The organism is Kitasatospora sp. NPDC057015, assembly GCF_042673745.1.
Lineage (GTDB): Bacteria > Actinomycetota > Actinomycetes > Streptomycetales > Streptomycetaceae > Kitasatospora.
Genome location: NZ_JBHUSG010000012.1, coordinates 23,494 through 39,764, shown reverse-complemented (window position 1 = coordinate 39,764; position 16,271 = coordinate 23,494). Strand labels below are relative to the sequence as shown.

At 73.9% G+C, this 16,271-nt stretch carries 10 protein-coding genes; 6 read left to right on the top strand and 4 right to left on the bottom strand.

Annotation, left to right across the window (positions count from 1 at the left end; all coding sequences use genetic code 11):
* Positions 1 to 97: 97 nt before the first annotated feature.
* Positions 98 to 2,284: a glycogen debranching protein GlgX gene (gene glgX, locus ACFTWP_RS14410; RefSeq protein WP_380264826.1), complete on the bottom strand. Its 2,187-nt coding sequence runs from the start codon at positions 2,282 to 2,284 to the stop codon at positions 98 to 100.
* A gap of 507 nt (positions 2,285 to 2,791) precedes the next feature.
* Here glgX and ACFTWP_RS14405 point away from each other — a divergent pair.
* From ACFTWP_RS14405 to ACFTWP_RS14395, 3 genes are all read left to right on the top strand, one after another.
* Positions 2,792 to 3,982 (top strand): SAV2148 family HEPN domain-containing protein, encoded by a 1,191-nt coding sequence (locus ACFTWP_RS14405; RefSeq protein WP_380264970.1) that lies wholly within the window; start codon positions 2,792 to 2,794, stop codon positions 3,980 to 3,982.
* Positions 3,983 to 4,590: 608 nt separating this feature from the next.
* Entirely contained in the window at positions 4,591 to 5,886 is a 1,296-nt protein-coding gene (locus tag ACFTWP_RS14400) for a Dyp-type peroxidase (RefSeq protein WP_380264825.1), read from the top strand.
* A 344-nt stretch (positions 5,887 to 6,230) separates the two neighbouring features.
* On the top strand, positions 6,231 to 6,932 hold the full coding sequence (locus ACFTWP_RS14395; RefSeq protein WP_380264824.1) for an exonuclease domain-containing protein: 702 nt from the start codon (positions 6,231 to 6,233) through the stop codon (positions 6,930 to 6,932).
* A gap of 100 nt (positions 6,933 to 7,032) precedes the next feature.
* On the opposite strand, the gene ACFTWP_RS14390 is transcribed toward ACFTWP_RS14395, so the two are convergent.
* Together ACFTWP_RS14390 and ACFTWP_RS14385 are read right to left on the bottom strand one after the other, a co-directional pair.
* A complete protein-coding gene (locus ACFTWP_RS14390; RefSeq protein ID WP_380264823.1) occupies positions 7,033 to 8,118 on the bottom strand; it encodes a polysaccharide deacetylase family protein in 1,086 nt (361 codons plus the stop codon).
* Positions 8,119 to 8,247: 129 nt separating this feature from the next.
* Positions 8,248 to 9,141: a phosphotransferase enzyme family protein gene (locus tag ACFTWP_RS14385; RefSeq protein WP_380264822.1), complete on the bottom strand. Its 894-nt coding sequence runs from the start codon at positions 9,139 to 9,141 to the stop codon at positions 8,248 to 8,250.
* A gap of 109 nt (positions 9,142 to 9,250) precedes the next feature.
* Between ACFTWP_RS14385 and ACFTWP_RS14380 the strand changes: the two genes are divergently transcribed.
* Together ACFTWP_RS14380 and ACFTWP_RS14375 are read left to right on the top strand one after the other, a co-directional pair.
* The gene (locus ACFTWP_RS14380) at positions 9,251 to 9,925 is read left to right on the top strand and encodes a hypothetical protein (RefSeq protein WP_380264821.1); all 675 of its coding nucleotides are present in this window, start codon (positions 9,251 to 9,253) and stop codon (positions 9,923 to 9,925) included.
* 95 nt (positions 9,926 to 10,020) lie between these two features.
* Positions 10,021 to 10,899: an MBL fold metallo-hydrolase gene (locus ACFTWP_RS14375; RefSeq protein ID WP_380264820.1), complete on the top strand. Its 879-nt coding sequence runs from the start codon at positions 10,021 to 10,023 to the stop codon at positions 10,897 to 10,899.
* A 76-nt stretch (positions 10,900 to 10,975) separates the two neighbouring features.
* Here the strand turns inward: ACFTWP_RS14375 and ACFTWP_RS14370 are convergent, their stop codons facing one another.
* Positions 10,976 to 13,231 (bottom strand): MMPL family transporter, encoded by a 2,256-nt coding sequence (locus tag ACFTWP_RS14370; RefSeq protein WP_380264819.1) that lies wholly within the window; start codon positions 13,229 to 13,231, stop codon positions 10,976 to 10,978.
* A 589-nt stretch (positions 13,232 to 13,820) separates the two neighbouring features.
* Here ACFTWP_RS14370 and ACFTWP_RS14365 point away from each other — a divergent pair.
* Positions 13,821 to 15,995, top strand: coding sequence for an MMPL family transporter (locus ACFTWP_RS14365; RefSeq protein WP_380264818.1), 2,175 nt, complete (start codon positions 13,821 to 13,823; stop codon positions 15,993 to 15,995).
* Positions 15,996 to 16,271: the final 276 nt, after the last annotated feature.

Sequence of the window (16,271 nt, the reverse complement as noted above, 5' to 3'; positions counted from 1 at the left end):
GCGAACGGGTGAACGGGCCGCCGGCGCTGCCGGTCGTGGTACCGGCCGTGGTGCCGACCGGGCGGGGCCGGGCGGCCGCGCGCCCGGCCCGTACCGCTCAGGCCCGCCGCTGGAGCACCATCAGCGAGCGGTCGGTGAGCCAGAGGGCGTCCCCGGCCTTCACCCGGGCCCCGGTGCCGGGGGCGGGCAGCACCGGCTGGGCGGTGTCCACCACCACGTGCCACTCCTTGCCGTGCCCGGCCGGGACGGTGAACTCCAGCGGCTCGAAGTGGGCGTTGAACATCAGCAGGAAGGAGTCGTCGGTGATCTTCCCGCCGCGCCGGTCGGGCTCGGAGATCGCGTCGCCGTTCAGGAACACCGTGAGTGACTTGGCGTAGCTGGCGCCCCAGTCCCGCTTGGTCATCTCCTCGCCGGCCGGGGTGAACCAGGCGATGTCGGTGAGGTCGTCGTGGGTGCCGGAGACCGGGCGGCCGTGGAAGAAGCGCCGGCGCCGGAAGACCGGGTGGTCGCGGCGCAGCCAGATCATGCCCTGGGTGAACTCCAGCAGCCGGGCGTCCGACCCGGCTCCCGCCGGCTCGGCCGCCGTGCCCTCCGCGCCCGGTGCGTCGTCGGTGCCGTCCGGGCCGGCCTTCGGCTCCGCGGGCCAGTGCACCCAGGAGAGCTCGTTGTCCTGGCAGTAGGCGTTGTTGTTGCCGTGCTGGGTGCGGCCCAGCTCGTCGCCGTGGGAGAGCATCGGCACACCCTGGGAGAGCATCAGGGTGGCGATGTAGTTGCGCTGCTGGCGCGCTCTCAGCTCCTCGACCGCGGGGTCCTCGCTCGGGCCCTCGGCGCCGCAGTTCCAGGAGCGGTTGAAGGACTCGCCGTCCCGGTTGTCCTCGCCGTTGGCCTCGTTGTGCTTCTCGTTGTAGGAGACCAGGTCGCGCAGGGTGAAGCCGTCGTGGCAGGTGACGAAGTTGATGGAGGCGATCGGGCGGCGGCCGTCGTCCTGGTAGAGGTCGGAGGAGCCGGTCAGCCGGGAGCCGAACTCGGCGAGGGTGGCGTTCTCGCCGCGCCACAGGTCGCGGACGGTGTCGCGGTACATGCCGTTCCACTCCGTCCACAGCGGCGGGAAGTTGCCCACCTGGTAGCCGCCCTCGCCGAGGTCCCACGGCTCGGCGATCAGCTTGGCCTGCGAGACCACCGGGTCCTGCTGGACCAGGTCGAAGAAGGAGGAGAGCCGGTCGACCTCGTGGAACTGCCGGGCGAGGGTGGCCGCGAGGTCGAAGCGGAACCCGTCGACGTGCATCTCGGTGACCCAGTAGCGCAGCGAGTCCATGATCATCTGAAGCACGTGCGGACTGCGCATCAACAGGCTGTTGCCGGTGCCGGTGGTGTCCTCGTAGAAGCGCTGGTCCTGCGCCAGGCGGTAGTACGAGACGTTGTCCAGGCCGCGCAGCGAGAGCGTCGGGCCCAGGTGGTTGCCCTCGGCGGTGTGGTTGTAGACGACGTCCAGGATCACCTCGATGCCGGCCGCGTGCAGCGCCTTCACCATCGACTTGAACTCCTGCACCTGCTGGCCGCGGTCCCCGCCCGAGGAGTAGGAGGAGTGCGGGGCGAAGAAGCCGATGGTGTTGTAGCCCCAGTAGTTCGCCAGGCCGAGGTCGCGCAGCCGGTGGTCGCGGACGAACTGGTGCACCGGCATCAGCTCGATCGCCGTCACCCCCAGCTTCGCCAGGTGCTCGATCGCCGCCGGGTGGGCCAGGCCCGCGTAGGTGCCCCGGATCTCCTCGGGGATGCCCGGGTGGAGCTGTGTCAGCCCCTTCACGTGGGCCTCGTAGAGCACCGTGCGGTGGTAGTCGGTGCGCGGCGGCCGGTCGGTGCCCCAGTCGAAGTACGGGTTGATCACCACGGAGTGCATGGTGTGCGGCGCCGAGTCCAGGTCGTTGCGGCGTTCGGGCGCGCCGAAGTGGTACCCGTAGACCGCCTCGTCCCAGTCGATGTTCCCGCTCATCGCCTTGGCGTACGGGTCGAGCAGCAGCTTGGCGCTGTTGTGCCGCTGCCCCAGCCCCGGGTTGTACGGCCCGTGCACCCGGAACCCGTAGCGCTGGCCCGGCTGGACGCCCGGGATGTAGGCGTGCCGGACGAAGGCGTCCGTCTCGCGCAGCTCCACGGCCGTCTCCGAGCCGTCCTCGCCGAACAGGCAGAGCTCGATCCGGTCGGCGCTCTCGGAGAACACCGCGAAGTTGGTGCCGGCCCCGTCGAAGGTGGCGCCCAGGGGGTACGGCTGACCTGGCCAGACCTGCATAAGTCCTCAACTTCTGTATGAATGACGGGAACTGACGATCTCTTCGGCCTCGGCCCAGCTCTTTCCGGCTTCTGCCCGGCCGGGCGGCCGGGCATGTGCGGCTGTCGCGTACCGTGACGCACGGCACAGTCGCCATCCTCCCCGACGCTCCCTCCGACCTGTGCTCCATTCGCCACTTGTTCGCCCGAACGGGTGTCCGTGGGGCTGCTGGGACGAGAGGGACGACCGGCCCGTTTCGCGCCACGGTCGGCCATCCGGCTGCGGACGCCGTCCGGCGGGCAGTACCCTTGATCGTCCGGCGGGTCCCGGAACTCCCGGGCCGCACCGGCGCCGTGCGGGGCGGGCACCGCCACCCCGTGGTCGAGGGCCTCCGGCCCACGGCCCGTCAGTGAACGACCCGTCACTCCCGGCGGCCGAGAGGTGAGGTAGCGCATGGTGTTCCCCGCCGGCGGCAGGGGCGGCGGCACCGACCGGGGCCCCGGGCGCAGCGAGGCGCCGACCGTCGTGATGCGCCCCTCGCTGGCCTCCCGCGCCGCCGTTCCGGCCCAGGGCGGCCCGGTCGAGGTACCCGCCCTGGCCTGGTCCGCCGGCGAATGGGACGACGCCTACCAGCGGGTGCGGCTCGCCGGGCGCGCGTACGTCTGGCTCAACCTGGTCGAACAGCGGCTGCGGGCCCTGGTGGACGAGGTGCTGCGACCGGTCTACGCCCCGGCGCACGGCGAGGACTGGGTGACCGCCGCGGCCGGCCCGGCCGGCGAGGAGTGGGCCCACCGGGCCGGCGCCGTGCGCGAGGTCAGCCGCCGCAAGGGCTACCTGCTCGACCCGGCCGACGACGACCCGCTGGTCTTCCTCACCCTGCCCCAGCTGCGCGAGCTCATGGTCCAGCACTGGCCCTGCTTCGAGCCCTTCCTCGCCGACCGGCGGGAGATCGAGCTCGCACTGGACGAGCTGGAGGTGGCCCGGCACGTCGTCTCGCGCAACCGCACCCTCTCGCAGACCGTCCTGGCGCAGACCGAGCGGGCCGCCGCCAGGCTGCTCGCCGTGCTCGACGGCGGCAGCGGCGGCGTGCCCGCCGACGTGGTCGAGGCCCTGGTGGCCGGCCGGTACGCGGACGTCGTCGCGGTGCACGCCGACCGGGTCCGGCTCCAGCGGGACCTGCCGGTGGAGGACCTGCTGGACGGCGCCCGGCGGCTCGACGCGCTCGGCATCGGCCTGGGGATGCTCTGCCAGAACTACACCGGCCGGCGGCTGGTGCGGCTCGCCTCCGACGGCTGCCGGGTCCGCCTGCTGTTCCTCAACCCGGCCAGCAGCGCGGTGCGCCGGCGCGAACGCGAGCTGGGGCTCGGCCGCGGCGAGCTGGCCCGCTCGATCGAGATGAACATCATGCACGTCCGGCGGGTCCGGGCCCGGCTGCGCGACCCCGGCGGCTTCGAGATCCGGGTGTTCGACGAGACCCCGCGCTTCACCGCCTACCTGGTCGAGGGCCCGCGCCCGTCCGGCCAGGCCGGTGGCCGGCGCCAGTCGACCGACCTCGGCGTCGTCCAGCCCTACCTGCGCAAGGCGCGCGGCATGGAGTCGCCGGCGCTGGTGCTGCGCGGCGGGGCGGGCCAGCAGCCGGGCGCCACCGAGCCGGGCCTGCTGGAGGTCTACCGCGAGGAGTTCGAGGGCGTCTGGGGGGACTCCCGGCCGGTCTCCTGACCCCGAGCCGGGCGCCCGGGGCCGTCCGGGGCCGTCCACCGCTCGACGCCGCGATCCGGTGCCACGGCCCCGGGCAGCGGCACCGGGGCGTGGACCGCTGCCGGGCCTCGACGTCGGGCCTCGACGTCGGGCTTCGACGTCCGGCCTCGAACGCACCGTCGGTTCCCGCCGGTTCCCGTCGGCCCCGGAGCGTTCCACCCCGGCCAGTCGTACGGATAGGCCGGACGGATGGCAACCGACCGGTATTCGGCCGATGGGCGGTCAGCCGGTACGTCCTGCACCGCGCGCCGGGCGGCGCCCCTTGCTAGCGTTTCCATGATCGAACAGCTCGGTGGCCGTCCCCGCCCCGAACCTGCGATCCGCCTGCCTGCCTCCCTGCCTCCCCGCCTGCCCGCCTCCCCGCTTGCCTGCCTGCCCGACCGCCTCGTTCTGCTCCGCCCGCCGGCTGCCGCACCTGCCCCGGCCGCCGTGCCGCCGCCCGCCGCGCCGTCCCGTACGCCCGCTCGCGGGTCGATCCGTGCGCCGTCCTCGCGCGGGTGCGCCGGGCGTGCGCGCGTCGCCGGGCCGTCCGCACGCATCCCCGCCTCGCCCCAGACCGGAAGGCCACCATGACCAGCCAGCACGCCGCCAGTGGTTCCCGCCCCGTCCCGTCCGCCGCCGGCGGGTGCCCGGCCGGTCCCGCGCCCTCGCGGCGCGGCTTCGTCAGAACGGCCCTCGGGGCCGGTACGGCCGGCGCGCTCGCGCTGGGCGCGGGGCCCGCCGCCGCCCGGGCGGGCGCCGCGCAGCGGTCGGACGCCGGCTTCGTCCCCTTCCACGGAGTGCACCAGGCCGGCATCACCACCCCCGCCCCGGCCTACGCCTCCTTCGTGTCCTACCAGGTCACCGCCACCGACCGGCCCGCACTGGAGGCCCTGTTCCGTACCCTGACCGCCCGGATCCGCTTCCTCGCCTCCGGCGGCACCCCGCCGGACTTCGGCCCCGCGGCCCCGCCGTCCGACAGCGGGATCCTCGGCCCGGTGCTGCCCACCGACGACCTCACCGTCACGGTGGGTGTCGGCGCCTCGCTCTTCGACGACCGGTACGGCCTGGGCCCCGCCCGGCCGCTGCGGCTCACCCCGATGCGGGCCTTCCCCAACGACGACCTGCACCCCGGCGAGCTGCACGGGGACCTCTCGCTCCAGGTCTGCGCCGAGAGCCGCGACACCGTCCTGCACACCCTGCGCGACCTGGCCCGGCACACCCGGGGGGCGATGCGGGCGCGCTGGCAGGTCGACGGGTTCCAGAACCGGCCCAGGCCCAGCGGCGCCCAGCGCAACCTGCTCGGCTTCAAGGACGGCATCGTCAACCCCGACACCACCTCGGCCCGCCTGATGGACCGGCTGGTCTGGGTCGTCGACGGCGGCGGCGAACCGGGCTGGGCCACCGGCGGCAGCTACCAGGTGATCCGGGTGATCCGCACGCTGGCCGACGCCTGGGACGGCCTGCTGCTCGGCGAGCAGGAGCGGATCATCGGCCGGAACAAGGCCACCGGCGCGCCGCTCGGGTACGGCTCCGAGACCGACGCCCCCAACTACGGCAAGGACCCGGAGGGGGCCGGCATCGCGCTCGACGCCCACATCCGGCTGGCCAACCCGCGCGACCAGCGCAGCGCCGACAGCCGCATCCTGCGACGCGGGTTCAACTACGACCGGGGGATCGACGCGGCGGGCGACCCCGACCTGGGGCTGGCCTTCTGCTGCTACCAGCAGGACCTGGTCCGGCAGTTCGAGGCGGTCCAGACCCGGCTGGCCGACGAGCCGCTGGCCCGGTTCCTGCGGCCGACCGGTGGCGGCTACTTCTTCGCCCTGCCGGGCGTCCGGGACGCCTCCGACTGGCTCGCCCGGAGCCTGTTCGCCGCCGTCTGACCGGCGCCGTCCCGGCGCCGTTTCGCCGTCGGCGTCCGTGCCGTCCGAGGGTCGCCCGGCCCGCCGTCCGAGGGTCGTCCGGCCCGGGCTCCGGCCGCTCTCCCCGGGCCGGCCGGGCCGGGCTCCGTACCTGTTCCGGGGCCTGTGCCGGGGCCTGCTCCCGTGACCTGCGCCGGCCAGGCTCCGGCAGGTCCGGGACGGCTCCGGCACCGGCCCGGGGCGCGCGCCGACCAGGCCCGGGAGGGGCCCGGGAGCGGTCCGGGTGGGGGCCGACCGGCCGGGTTGTCGGTGGCCCGGGCGATGATAGGGGACGTCAGAGCGGCCGGACGGAAGGACACACCCCTATGAGCTGGTGGCATGAGCCACTGGTCGGTTTCGATCTGGAGACCACGGGCACCGACCCGGCCGAGTCCCGGATCGTCACGGCCGCCCTCGTGGACACGGTCGGCAGCCGCCGGGAGAGCGCCACCAGTTGGCTGCTCGACCCCGGTGTCCCGATCCCCGCCGACGCCGAGGCCATCCACCGCATCGGCGACGACCTGGCCCGCAGCAAGGGGCGCCCGGCCAAGGAGGGCGTCGAGGAGATAGCCGCCGCCCTGTGCGAGCGGATCCGGGCCGGGCGGCCGGTGGTCGCCTTCAACGCCCCCTTCGACCTCTCCCTCCTCGACGCCGAGCTGCGCCGGTACGGCCTGCCCGACCTGGCCGAGCGGCTCGGCGGCCCGGTCACCCCGGTGCTGGACGCCCTGGTGATCGACCGCGCGGTCGACAAGTACCGCAAGGGCTCGCGCACCCTCCAGCGGGTCTGCGAGGTCTACGGCGTGGAGCTGACCGACGCCCACGAGGCCGGCAGCGACGCGCTGGCCGCCGTCCTCGTCGCGGTGGCCCTCGGGGAGCGCTACCCGGCGCAGGTGGGGGACGTCGCGCTGGCCGAGCTGCACCACCGTCAGGTGGGCTGGTACCGGGAGTGGGCCGAGGGGCTGCAGGCCTGGCTGCGCAAGGGCAAGGACCCGGAGGCCGTGATCGACCCGCGCTGGCCGCTGCGCTGAGACCTCCGGGGCTCCTGACCTGCCCCGGTCCGGTACCGCCGCCGGGGCCAGGCGTCCTGCCCCGGCCGTCGGCGCGGGTGGTCGGCGGGCGGCCGGCGGGTCAGACGGCCGGAAAGTCGAAGGCGTACCCCTGGGCCGTCAGCCAGGGCAGCAGCTGGCGCAGCGCCGCGACGGTCTGGGTGCGGTCGCCGCCGCCGTCGTGCATCAGCACCACGCCGCCCGGGCGCAGCGCGCGCTGGACGCTCGCCACGATGGCCGGTGCCCCCGGCCTGGTCCAGTCCCGGGTGTCCACCGTCCAGGTGAGCGGGCGCATCCCGTAGGAGGCCGCGACCTGCTGGTTGGCGGCGGTGAAGCCGCCGCCCGGCGCGCGGAACCAGGGGACTTCGGTGCCCGCCCCGCCGGCCCGGACGATCATGTCCTTGGCGGTCGCGATCTCCTGGACCTGCCGGTCGTGGGAGAGCGCGGCGAACGGCTGCGGGTGGTGCACGCTGTGGTCGCAGAGGCGGTGCCCGGCCGCGAGGATGCGCTTCACCACCGCCGGGTTCGCGGCGGCCTGCGGTCCGATCTGGCAGAACGTCGCCTTCGCGCCGTACTGCGCCAGCACGTCGAGCACCTGCCCGGTGGCGGGGCCGGGGCCGTCGTCGAAGGTGAGCGCGACGGTACGGCCGCCGTGCGCGGTGGTGGCGACGAGCGCGGCGGAGACGCCCGTGCCGGCGGGCGGCTGCACCGGCGCCGCGGTGGCCGGCGGCGGAGCCGGGGTGGCGGTGGGCGCGGGTTTCGGCACGGCGGGTACGGACGGGCCGTTCGACGGGCCGGGCGAGGTGGGCGGTGCGGAGCCGGGGGCGGCCGGACCGGAGCCGCTCGCGGTGGGGGAGGCCGACGCCCGGGAGGGGGCCGGTGCGGTGGGCGTAGCGGGAGCAGCCGTCGGGCTCGGCGCCGTCGGCCAGGACGGGCCCGGTGTCACCTCGGCCCGGAGCGCGCCCTGTGCGGTGCCGCAGCCGGTGACCACGGCGGCGACGAGCAGGGCGGCGCAGGCCGCCCGGAGGGCGCGCCGCAGGGCGAGGTCAGAGCGGGCCTGGTTCGGGCGGGTCCGGTCAGCGTGGGCGCGGTCCGACCGGGCCTGGTCGGAGCGAGTTCGGTTCGGGCCGTGCGGGCCGGACCGGGTGACGGTGTGTTCCGAGGACATGGCAGCGCCTCCTGACGTCCCACCGGTCGCCCGACCGGGATGACTGTCGGACAAGACGCCCGGTCCGCCGTCCCGGTTCCCCCGATCGAGGGCCCGGTCCGGCCTCCGCCCCACCGAGCCGTCGGACCGTCAGAACGGGTACCAGCGAACGGTGGTGGCCGCGTCCCGCAGGGAGTCGACCCGGCGCCGGAACTCGGCGGCGGCGGCCGGGTTGCCCGGCACCTGCTGTGCGACCCAGGAGGCGCTGGCCGTCTCACGGGCCCCGCGCAGGACGGCGAAGCCCGGCCAGTCCCGGACGTCCCAGCCGTACCCGTCGGTGAAGGCCTCGTAGTCCTCGGCGGACACCCCGTAGCGGTCGTGGCTCAGCGCCAGTACCACCAGGTCGTGCTCGCGCAGATCCGCCGACACGGTCTCCAGGTCCAGCAGCACCGGACCGTCCGGGCCGACATGGACGTTGCGCGGCAGCGCGTCCCCGTGGATGACGCCCGGAGCGAGGTGCGGCGTCAGGTCCGCCGTCGCGGCGGCGAACGACGCCTCGCGGTCCCGCAGGAAGGCCACGTCCGCCGGATCGACCTGCCCCTCGGCCGAGGCCAGCCAGCGACCGACCGGCGCCAGCAGATCCCGCCGCCCCAGCGCGAACGGCGGCGCCTCCAGGGCGTGCAGGGCGCGCAGCAGCGGCGCCAGGTCGGCCGGGCGCGCCGGGCGCACGGCCGGTGCGAGGCGGTGCCAGAAGGTGACGGGGTGTCCGTCGGCCAACTGCGGCCCGGGCACCGCACCCTCGTACGGACGCACCACCGGGATCCCCTGTCCGGCCAGCCAGTGCGCCACCTCGGACTCCCGCCGCGCCCGCTCCGACAGTTCCGGTCCGCGCCCCACCTTCGCCACCACGGCCGGGTCGCCGAGGTCGAACACCGCGTTCTCGCTCAGCGCCAGCAGCCGCGCGCCGACCGGCTCCGGCAGTCCGGCCGCCGAGCAGGCCCGGGCGAGCAGCGCCCGCGCGCGGCCCTCGTCGAAGGGGGTCATGGGCTGCTCCGATCTGCGGTGGAGTCCCTCATCATGACCCATGGCCAGGGCCGGGCCGTGCGCACACCCCCCTGGCAGGTGTGTCAGTGGCATCCGCTTGACTGACCGCATGACCGTCTACGACGTGGCCCGCCGGCTGCCCTCCCTGCCCGAGCTGCGCGACCACTGCCGTGCGCTCGCCACCCTCGACGCCATCCTGTCCCCGGACTGGGAGAGCAGGTACCACTCCTTCGACAGCACCTGGGCCGAGGCGGAGGAGATGGCCTCGATGCGCAACGGCCAGGGCGACGACTACTCCGTCGTCCTCACGGCCGCCGGCGCGTACGTCCGGGGCTTCGCCCACGAGGCCGAGCTGAGCCCGTACGCGCTCGGCCGGGGCGGCGCCCCCTGGCCCGGACTGCTCGACGACGTGCCCCCGGTGTTCCGCCCCCAGGTCGAGGAGCCCGCGTTCTCGGACGAGGACGGCATCCCGGCCGTCACCGTCTGCCTGTGGCGGGAGAACACGGACGACCACTGGCGGCACGGCACCATCGAGTTCCCGGCCGGCACCTCGGACCCCGACGGCGCGGAGGGCCTGTTCGAGCTGCTGGCCGACCGCTCGCCCGAGGCCTACCAGCGCTGGGCCGAGGAGTACTACGAGGTCTCCGTGGACCTCGCGGCCGTCCGGCACGTGTACGCGCTGCGCCCGCTCACCGCCGACGTCGTCGCCGCCCTGAACGACGAGCTGGACCTGGCCGACCTGGCCGAGGACCTCACCGAGATCGGCTACCCGCAGGCGGACTGACCGGGTGCCTGCCCGGGCGCCGCTCGTACCCCGCGGTCCGCGGTTCGACCGGGAATCCGCCGGACCGACGGCTACCGGCCGGTACCGTGGCGGGCGTGACGAACAAGGACGAGGTGCGCGAGCGACCCAAGCCGGGGAACCTCGACGTCAGCTGGCACGCCGGCTGGCCGTCGGCCAAGCACGACCCGGCGCCGGAGATCCAGGTGCACGCCTACGACGAGCACACGGTGATCCTGCGGCAGAACAAGTCGGTGCACTACGAGGCGCCGTTCATGTTCCTGCTGTTCGGCGCCGAGCGGGCGCTGCTGCTGGACACCGGCGCGACCGCGGAGGCGCAGTGGTTCCCGCTGCGCCGGACGGTGGACGGCCTGGTCGCGGACTGGCTGGAGCGGCACCCGCAGGCGCTCGGGCGCGGGCGGTACGACCTGCTGGTCGCGCACACCCACGGGCACGGCGACCACGTCGCGGGGGACGCCCAGTTCGCGGGGCGACCGGGGACGACGGTGGTCGGCCGGAGCCTGGCGGAGGTCGTCGAGGCGTTCGGACTAAAGGAGTGGCCGGAGGGGCTCGGTGAGCTGGACCTCGGCGGCCGGGTGCTCGACCTGATCCCGGGGCCGGGGCACCAGCAGGCGGCGCTGGTGTTCCACGACCGGAACACCGGGCTGCTGTTCACCGGGGACTCGTTCTACCCCGGGCTGCTCCACGTCCAGGACGCGGCGGCCTTCTCGGCGACCGTCGACCGGCTGCTGGCCTTCTGCGAGGCCAACCCGGTCACCCACGTCCTGGGCTGCCACGTCGAGCGGTCGACCGTCCCCGGTGAGGAGTACCCGCGCGGGACGACGTACCAGCCGGACGAGCCGCCGCTGCAGCTGACGGTCGGCCTGCTGCGGACCCTGCGGGAGGTCCTGGACGCGGCGCAGGGCCGGCCCGGGACGTACCCGAGTGACGAGTTCACCGTGCTGATCGCCGACTGAGCGAGCCGACTGGGCGAGCCGGCACGGCGATGCCGGGCCCCGCGGATCGCGGGGCCCGGCCCGGTGCCGAGCAGGGTCAGACGCCGACCCGGCGGTGGCGCGCACCGTCCGGCTCCGACCGCGTCCCGGCGGCGGAGGCCGCGGAGGCCGTCGAGGCAGCGGCGGCGAGCGGGGCGTGCTCGGTGTGCTCGGTGTGCGAGAAGTCGGGGAGCCAGCCGAGCCAGCGCGGCAGGTACCAGTTGCGCTCGCCGAGCAGGCTCATCACGGCGGGCAGCAGCACCCCGCGGATGACGGTCGCGTCGATCAGCACGGCGACCGCGAGGCCGACGCCCATCTGCTTCATGGACTGCATGGACAGCGTCCCGAAGACCCCGAACACCGCGACCATGATGACCGCCGCGCTGGTGACGACCCCGGCGGTGGAGCGGATCCCGTGCGCGATCGCCGCCTGGGTGGACAGGCCGCGGTCGTGGCCCTCCTTGATCCGGGAGACCACGAAGACGTGGTAGTCCATCGAGAGCCCGAAGAGGATCACGAAGAGGAACAGCGGCACCCAGCTGTCGATCGCGCCGACCCCGGCGGTGTCGAGCAGCGAGGCGCCGACGCCGTGCTGGAAGACCAGCGTCAGCACGCCGTACGCGGCGCCGACCGAGAGCAGGTTGAGCGCCACCGCGGTGATCGCGACGGCCAGCGAGCGGAACGAGGTGAGCATCAGCAGGAAGGCGAAGGCCACCACGAACCCGAACACCGGCAGCATGCTGCCGGTCATCTGCTCGTTGAAGTCGTGCGAGCCGGCGGTGGAGCCGGTGACCGGCGCCTCGGTGCCGGGCACCTTGAGCAGGGTGGCCGGGATGATGTCCTCCCGCAGCGCCCGCAGGGCCGCGGTGCTGGTGCTGTCGTTCCCGGAGCCCATCAGCGGGATGTCGACGGTGGCGACGTTCTGCCCGGCGTGCACCGTGACGTCGATCGGGCCGTGCATCCGGCGGTCGGCCAGTACCCGGGTCTTGAGGTCGTCGATGGCGGCGGTCATCGCGGGGGAGTCGATGTCGGCGGCCCGGACCACGACGGTCGCGGGGGAGGGGCTGCCGGGGAAGGCGGCCTGGATCCGCTCGGAGGTGGCGACCAGGGCGTTGCCCGCCGGCAGTTGCTGCCGGAAGGTCAGGTTGGCGGTGTGCATGGTGGTCAGCGGGGCGGCGATCGCGAGCAGCAGGCCGCCGGCCAGCACGGTGGCCGCCAGCGGGCGGCGCAGCACCGGGGTCAGGACGGCGTTCCAGAACCGGCCGCCGGTCGCGGCGGCCCCGGGGCGGCGCAGGCGGTGCAGCAGCGGCACCCGGCCCTTGTCGACCCGGTCGCCGAGCATCGAGAGCAGGGCGGGCAGCACGGTGAGCGAGCCGAGCACGGCGGTGACCACCACCACGATGGTGGCGTACGACATGGCCTGGAAGGTGGCGATGCCGGTCAGGAACATCCCGGCCATCGCGACGACCACGGTGACGCCGGAGACCAGCACGGCCCGGCCGCTGGTGGCGGCGGCGATCCGCAGGGCGGTCTCGGCGTCGTGGCCGGCGGCGCGCTCCTCGCGTTCGCGGCGCAGGTAGAAGAGGCAGTAGTCGACGCCGACGGCGAGGCCGACCAGCAGCATCACCGAGCTGGCGTCGTTGCTGGTGTGCAGCAGGCCGCTGCTCAGCGCGACCAGGCCGCCGGCGGCGACGAAGGCGGTCAGCGCGAGGACCACCGGCAGGACGGCGGCGACCAGGGCGCCGAAGGCGATCAGCAGGATGCCGAGGGCGAGCGGTACGGCCGTCCACTCGGCGCGCTGGAAGTCGTCGGCGAACTGGTCGTCGAACCACTTGCCGGAGCTGGCCTCGCCGAGCTCCTCGACGGTCAGGTCGCGGTGCTGCGCCTGCACCTTCGCCACCGCGTCCAGGACGGCGGGGATGTTCTCGACGGCCTTCTCACGGTCGCCGGTGACGGTGAACTGGAGCAGCGCGGAGTGCCGGTCGGCGGAGAAGGCCTGGGTGTCGTACGGGGAGCGCAGGTCCGCGGTCCGGCCGGTGCCGGTGACGGCGGTCCGGACCTGGTCGACGACGTCGCGGAAGGCCGGGTCGTCGGCGGTCAGGGTCGGACTCTGGATCAGCACGCTCTCGGAGGCCGGTGCCTTGATCCCGGCCTCGTCGAGGATCCTGGCGGCGCGGGCGACCTGACCGGGCATCGACTCGGACTCGGTGACCTGGTCGCTGCCGTGCACCCCGCCGAGGTAGGCGGTGAGGACGACGAAGAGCAGCCAGCCGAAGACGGCGGTCTTGCGGTGGCGGGCGCTCCAGGCGCCCATGGCCGCGGCGAGTCCCGGGCGGGGCGGTCGCGGCGAGCGGGAGCGGGCAGGGCCTGGTGTCACGGTGTGGTTCCCCCCGGGGAGTGCGGCGGTGCGGGGCCGCCGGATCGTGCTGCGGATGGCGTTGTCGGATGCGCGGTGGAGTCGTGTTGCCGGTGTGGTTCGGCGTCGCAACTGAATCTAGAAAACCGGGAGTTCGACCGGTATCCGGCTGACGGGGGAGTCGACCCGGGGGTCCGCCTGGGGGGTGGGGTGGGGTTTTCCCTACCCGTGACCCTGATGCCCTCGGGGGGCGCGGGGCGGGAATCTCCACCCTGAGGGGGAGGGCTCTCCACCCCGAGCACGAGGTCAAGGTGGTGGCGGCCGGGGGAGGATGGTCCGGGGCGACGGGGTCTGCGCCCCTGAGAGCGGTTCGACGGGGGTTGACTGCCGGGCGGCAGGCAAGTGCTCGTAGGATGATGCCCTCAATCACTTACCTGCCGACCGGCTAAGGAACTCCCCCCAGGGCTTCCGTCGCCGGTCCTCAGCCGTCGCCCGGCGTCCCGTCCCCCAGGGCTGCGGTGAACCATGCCCAGGAGGCATTGCGAGCATGTTCCACCGAATCGGACAATTCGTGGTTCGTCGTGCGTGGTGGGTGATCGCGACGTGGCTCGTCGCGGCCATCGCGATCGCCATCACGGCGCCGACCATCAGCGCCCAGACGGACGAGGCGGCGTTCCTCCCCAAGCACTACGAGTCCATCCAGGCCTCGGAGGTGCAGGAGAAGGCCTTCCCCGCCAGCTTCACCCCCGGCGCGCTGCTGCTCTTCGAGCGCGGTGACGGCGGCAAGCTCGACGCCGCCGACAAGGCCGGCATCGACAAGGTGGTCAAGGGCCTCTCCGACGCCGGCATCAAGTCGGTCGAGCAGGTGCTGCCGGTCGGCGAGAAGTCGTTCTCCGAGGACGGCAAGTACGCGCTGACCATGGTCTCGATCGACAAGACCAAGCAGCAGAGCCCCGAGTACCTGGAAGCGGCCAAGAAGCTGCGCGAGAAGGGCGCCGAGCTGGCCTCCGGCACCTCGCTGAAGTACCAGGTCGGCGGCCAGGCCGCGAGCGCCCTGGACCAGGAGGAGGCCTCCGGGGCGGCGGACGCGATCATCGCCCTCGGCACCGTCGTCCTGGTGATGCTGATCGTCGGCATCATCTTCCGCAGCCTGCTGGCCGGCCTGCTGCCGGTGCTGCTCTCCCTCGGTGTCGCCATGCCGGCGGCCACCGGCCTGATCGCGGACGCCACCAAGCTGTTCGACCTGAAGAGCTCGCCGATCACCTCGGCGATCCTGATCGTCGTGGTGCTCGGTGTCGGCACCGACTACTTCCTGTTCCTGGCCTTCCGCTACCGCGAGCGGCTGCGGGCCGGCGACGAGCGCAAGGAGGCGGTGGTCAACGCCGTCGGCCGGGTCGGCGAGGCGATCGCCTCGGCGGCCGGCGCGGTCGCGGTGGCCTTCGCGGTGCTGGTGCTCTCCAGCCTCGGCATGTTCAAGGCGCTCGGCCCGGCGCTGGCGATCGCGGTGGTCGTCACGGCCCTCGTCTCGCTCACCCTGGCCCCGGCCGTGCTCTCCGTCATCCCGTCCCGCGGGGTGTTCTGGCCGGGCAAGAAGTGGATGAACGAGCCCTCGAACGCCCGGTTCGCGGCGCTCGGGCGGATGACCGGCAAGCGTCCCGGCCTGGTGGCGCTGGTCTCCGGCGGCGTGCTGGCCGTGCTGGCCCTCGGCGGCATCGGCTACAACGGCACCTTCGACCTCGCCGCCAGCTCCATGCCGAAGGACAAGGAGTCGCTGGTCGTCCAGGACAAGCTGATGACCGCCTTCTCGGCGGGCGCCGCCGACCCCAGTCACGTCTTCCTCACCAGCACCAGGGACGGCGCCAAGCTCGACCCCGCCGCGCTGAGCGGCTTCGCCGCCAAGCTCGGCGAGGTCAAGGGCGTGGCGCAGGTCCCGGCGGAGCCGGAGCTGAGCAAGGACGGCGGCACGGCGGACTTCACCGTCCTGCTCAAGGACGCCCCGGCCAGCAACCAGGCGATCGACGCCGTCGCCCGGGTGCGCGACGTGGCCCACAGCGCGGCGCCGGCCGACACCAAGGCCTACGTCGGCGGCATCAGCGCGGTGTACAAGGACATCAACACCGCGATGGTGCACGACTACACGCTGGTCTTCCCGGTCGCCGGGCTGCTGATCATGATCATCCTGGGGCTGCAGTTGCGCAGCCTGGTCGCCCCCTGGTACCTGATGGCCTCGGTGGGCCTCGGCTTCGCCGCCACCCTGGGGGCCACCACGCTGATCTTCCAGAACGTCAAGGGCGAGGCCGGCCTGATGTTCATGCTGCCGATCTTCATCTACTTGTTTGTGGTGGCGCTCGGCACCGACTACAACATCCTGATCATCGCCCGGCTGCGGGAGGAGGTCCGGGCGGGCCGCACCCCGCGCGAGGCGGCCCGTGAGGCCATCCGGCACGGCGGTCCGACGGTCGCGTCGGCCGGCTTCATCCTGGCGGCCTCGTTCGCGACCTTCATGCTCGCGGGCAACGTGCTCCTCATGGAGATCGGCTTCTCGCTGGCCTTCGGCATCGTGCTGGCGGCCTTCGTGATGGCGATGTTCTTCACCCCGGCGCTGACCGCGCTGCTGGGCCACGCGGCCTGGTGGCCCGGCCACGGCGACTCGGCCGGCCACGACGAGGGGGTCGCGGTCGCCGAGGCGCACGGCGCCCCGGAGCCGGCCGGACGGCACTGACACCCGCCCCCGACCGCGCCCGGCCGACCGCGCTCGACCGGTCGGACGCGGGCGGGGAGTCCCAGGTCACAGGGCACGCGGCGACCGCTTCGGCGGGCGCCGCGTGCCCTGCTGTCGGGGGCCGCAAACGTGACGTGTCCGGCAAAAATCACTCGATCATTCCGGTGGCGGCCGTGCTACAGTCGACGCAGTTGCAGTTTTGGTTCCCATGAACGTATGTGTGCGCCTGCTGGTACCAACCAACAGGCGCATTTGTTTTGTCCGGTGTTTCAGTCT

What these genes read in the sequence shown, in the direction of transcription:
- ACFTWP_RS14385 (WP_380264822.1), bottom strand. Translation starts at nt 9,141, where the DNA reads ATGACCCCCTTCGACGAGGGCCGCGCGCGGGCGCTGCTCGCCCGGGCC.
- ACFTWP_RS14405 (WP_380264970.1), top strand. Translation starts at nt 2,792, where the DNA reads ATGCGCCCCTCGCTGGCCTCCCGCGCCGCCGTTCCGGCCCAGGGCGGC.
- ACFTWP_RS14370 (WP_380264819.1), bottom strand. Translation starts at nt 13,231, where the DNA reads ATGGGCGCCTGGAGCGCCCGCCACCGCAAGACCGCCGTCTTCGGCTGG.
- glgX (WP_380264826.1), bottom strand. Translation starts at nt 2,284, where the DNA reads ATGCAGGTCTGGCCAGGTCAGCCGTACCCCCTGGGCGCCACCTTCGAC.
- ACFTWP_RS14400 (WP_380264825.1), top strand. Translation starts at nt 4,591, where the DNA reads ATGACCAGCCAGCACGCCGCCAGTGGTTCCCGCCCCGTCCCGTCCGCC.
- ACFTWP_RS14380 (WP_380264821.1), top strand. Translation starts at nt 9,251, where the DNA reads ATGACCGTCTACGACGTGGCCCGCCGGCTGCCCTCCCTGCCCGAGCTG.
- ACFTWP_RS14395 (WP_380264824.1), top strand. Translation starts at nt 6,231, where the DNA reads ATGAGCTGGTGGCATGAGCCACTGGTCGGTTTCGATCTGGAGACCACG.
- ACFTWP_RS14390 (WP_380264823.1), bottom strand. Translation starts at nt 8,118, where the DNA reads ATGTCCTCGGAACACACCGTCACCCGGTCCGGCCCGCACGGCCCGAAC.
- ACFTWP_RS14365 (WP_380264818.1), top strand. Translation starts at nt 13,821, where the DNA reads ATGTTCCACCGAATCGGACAATTCGTGGTTCGTCGTGCGTGGTGGGTG.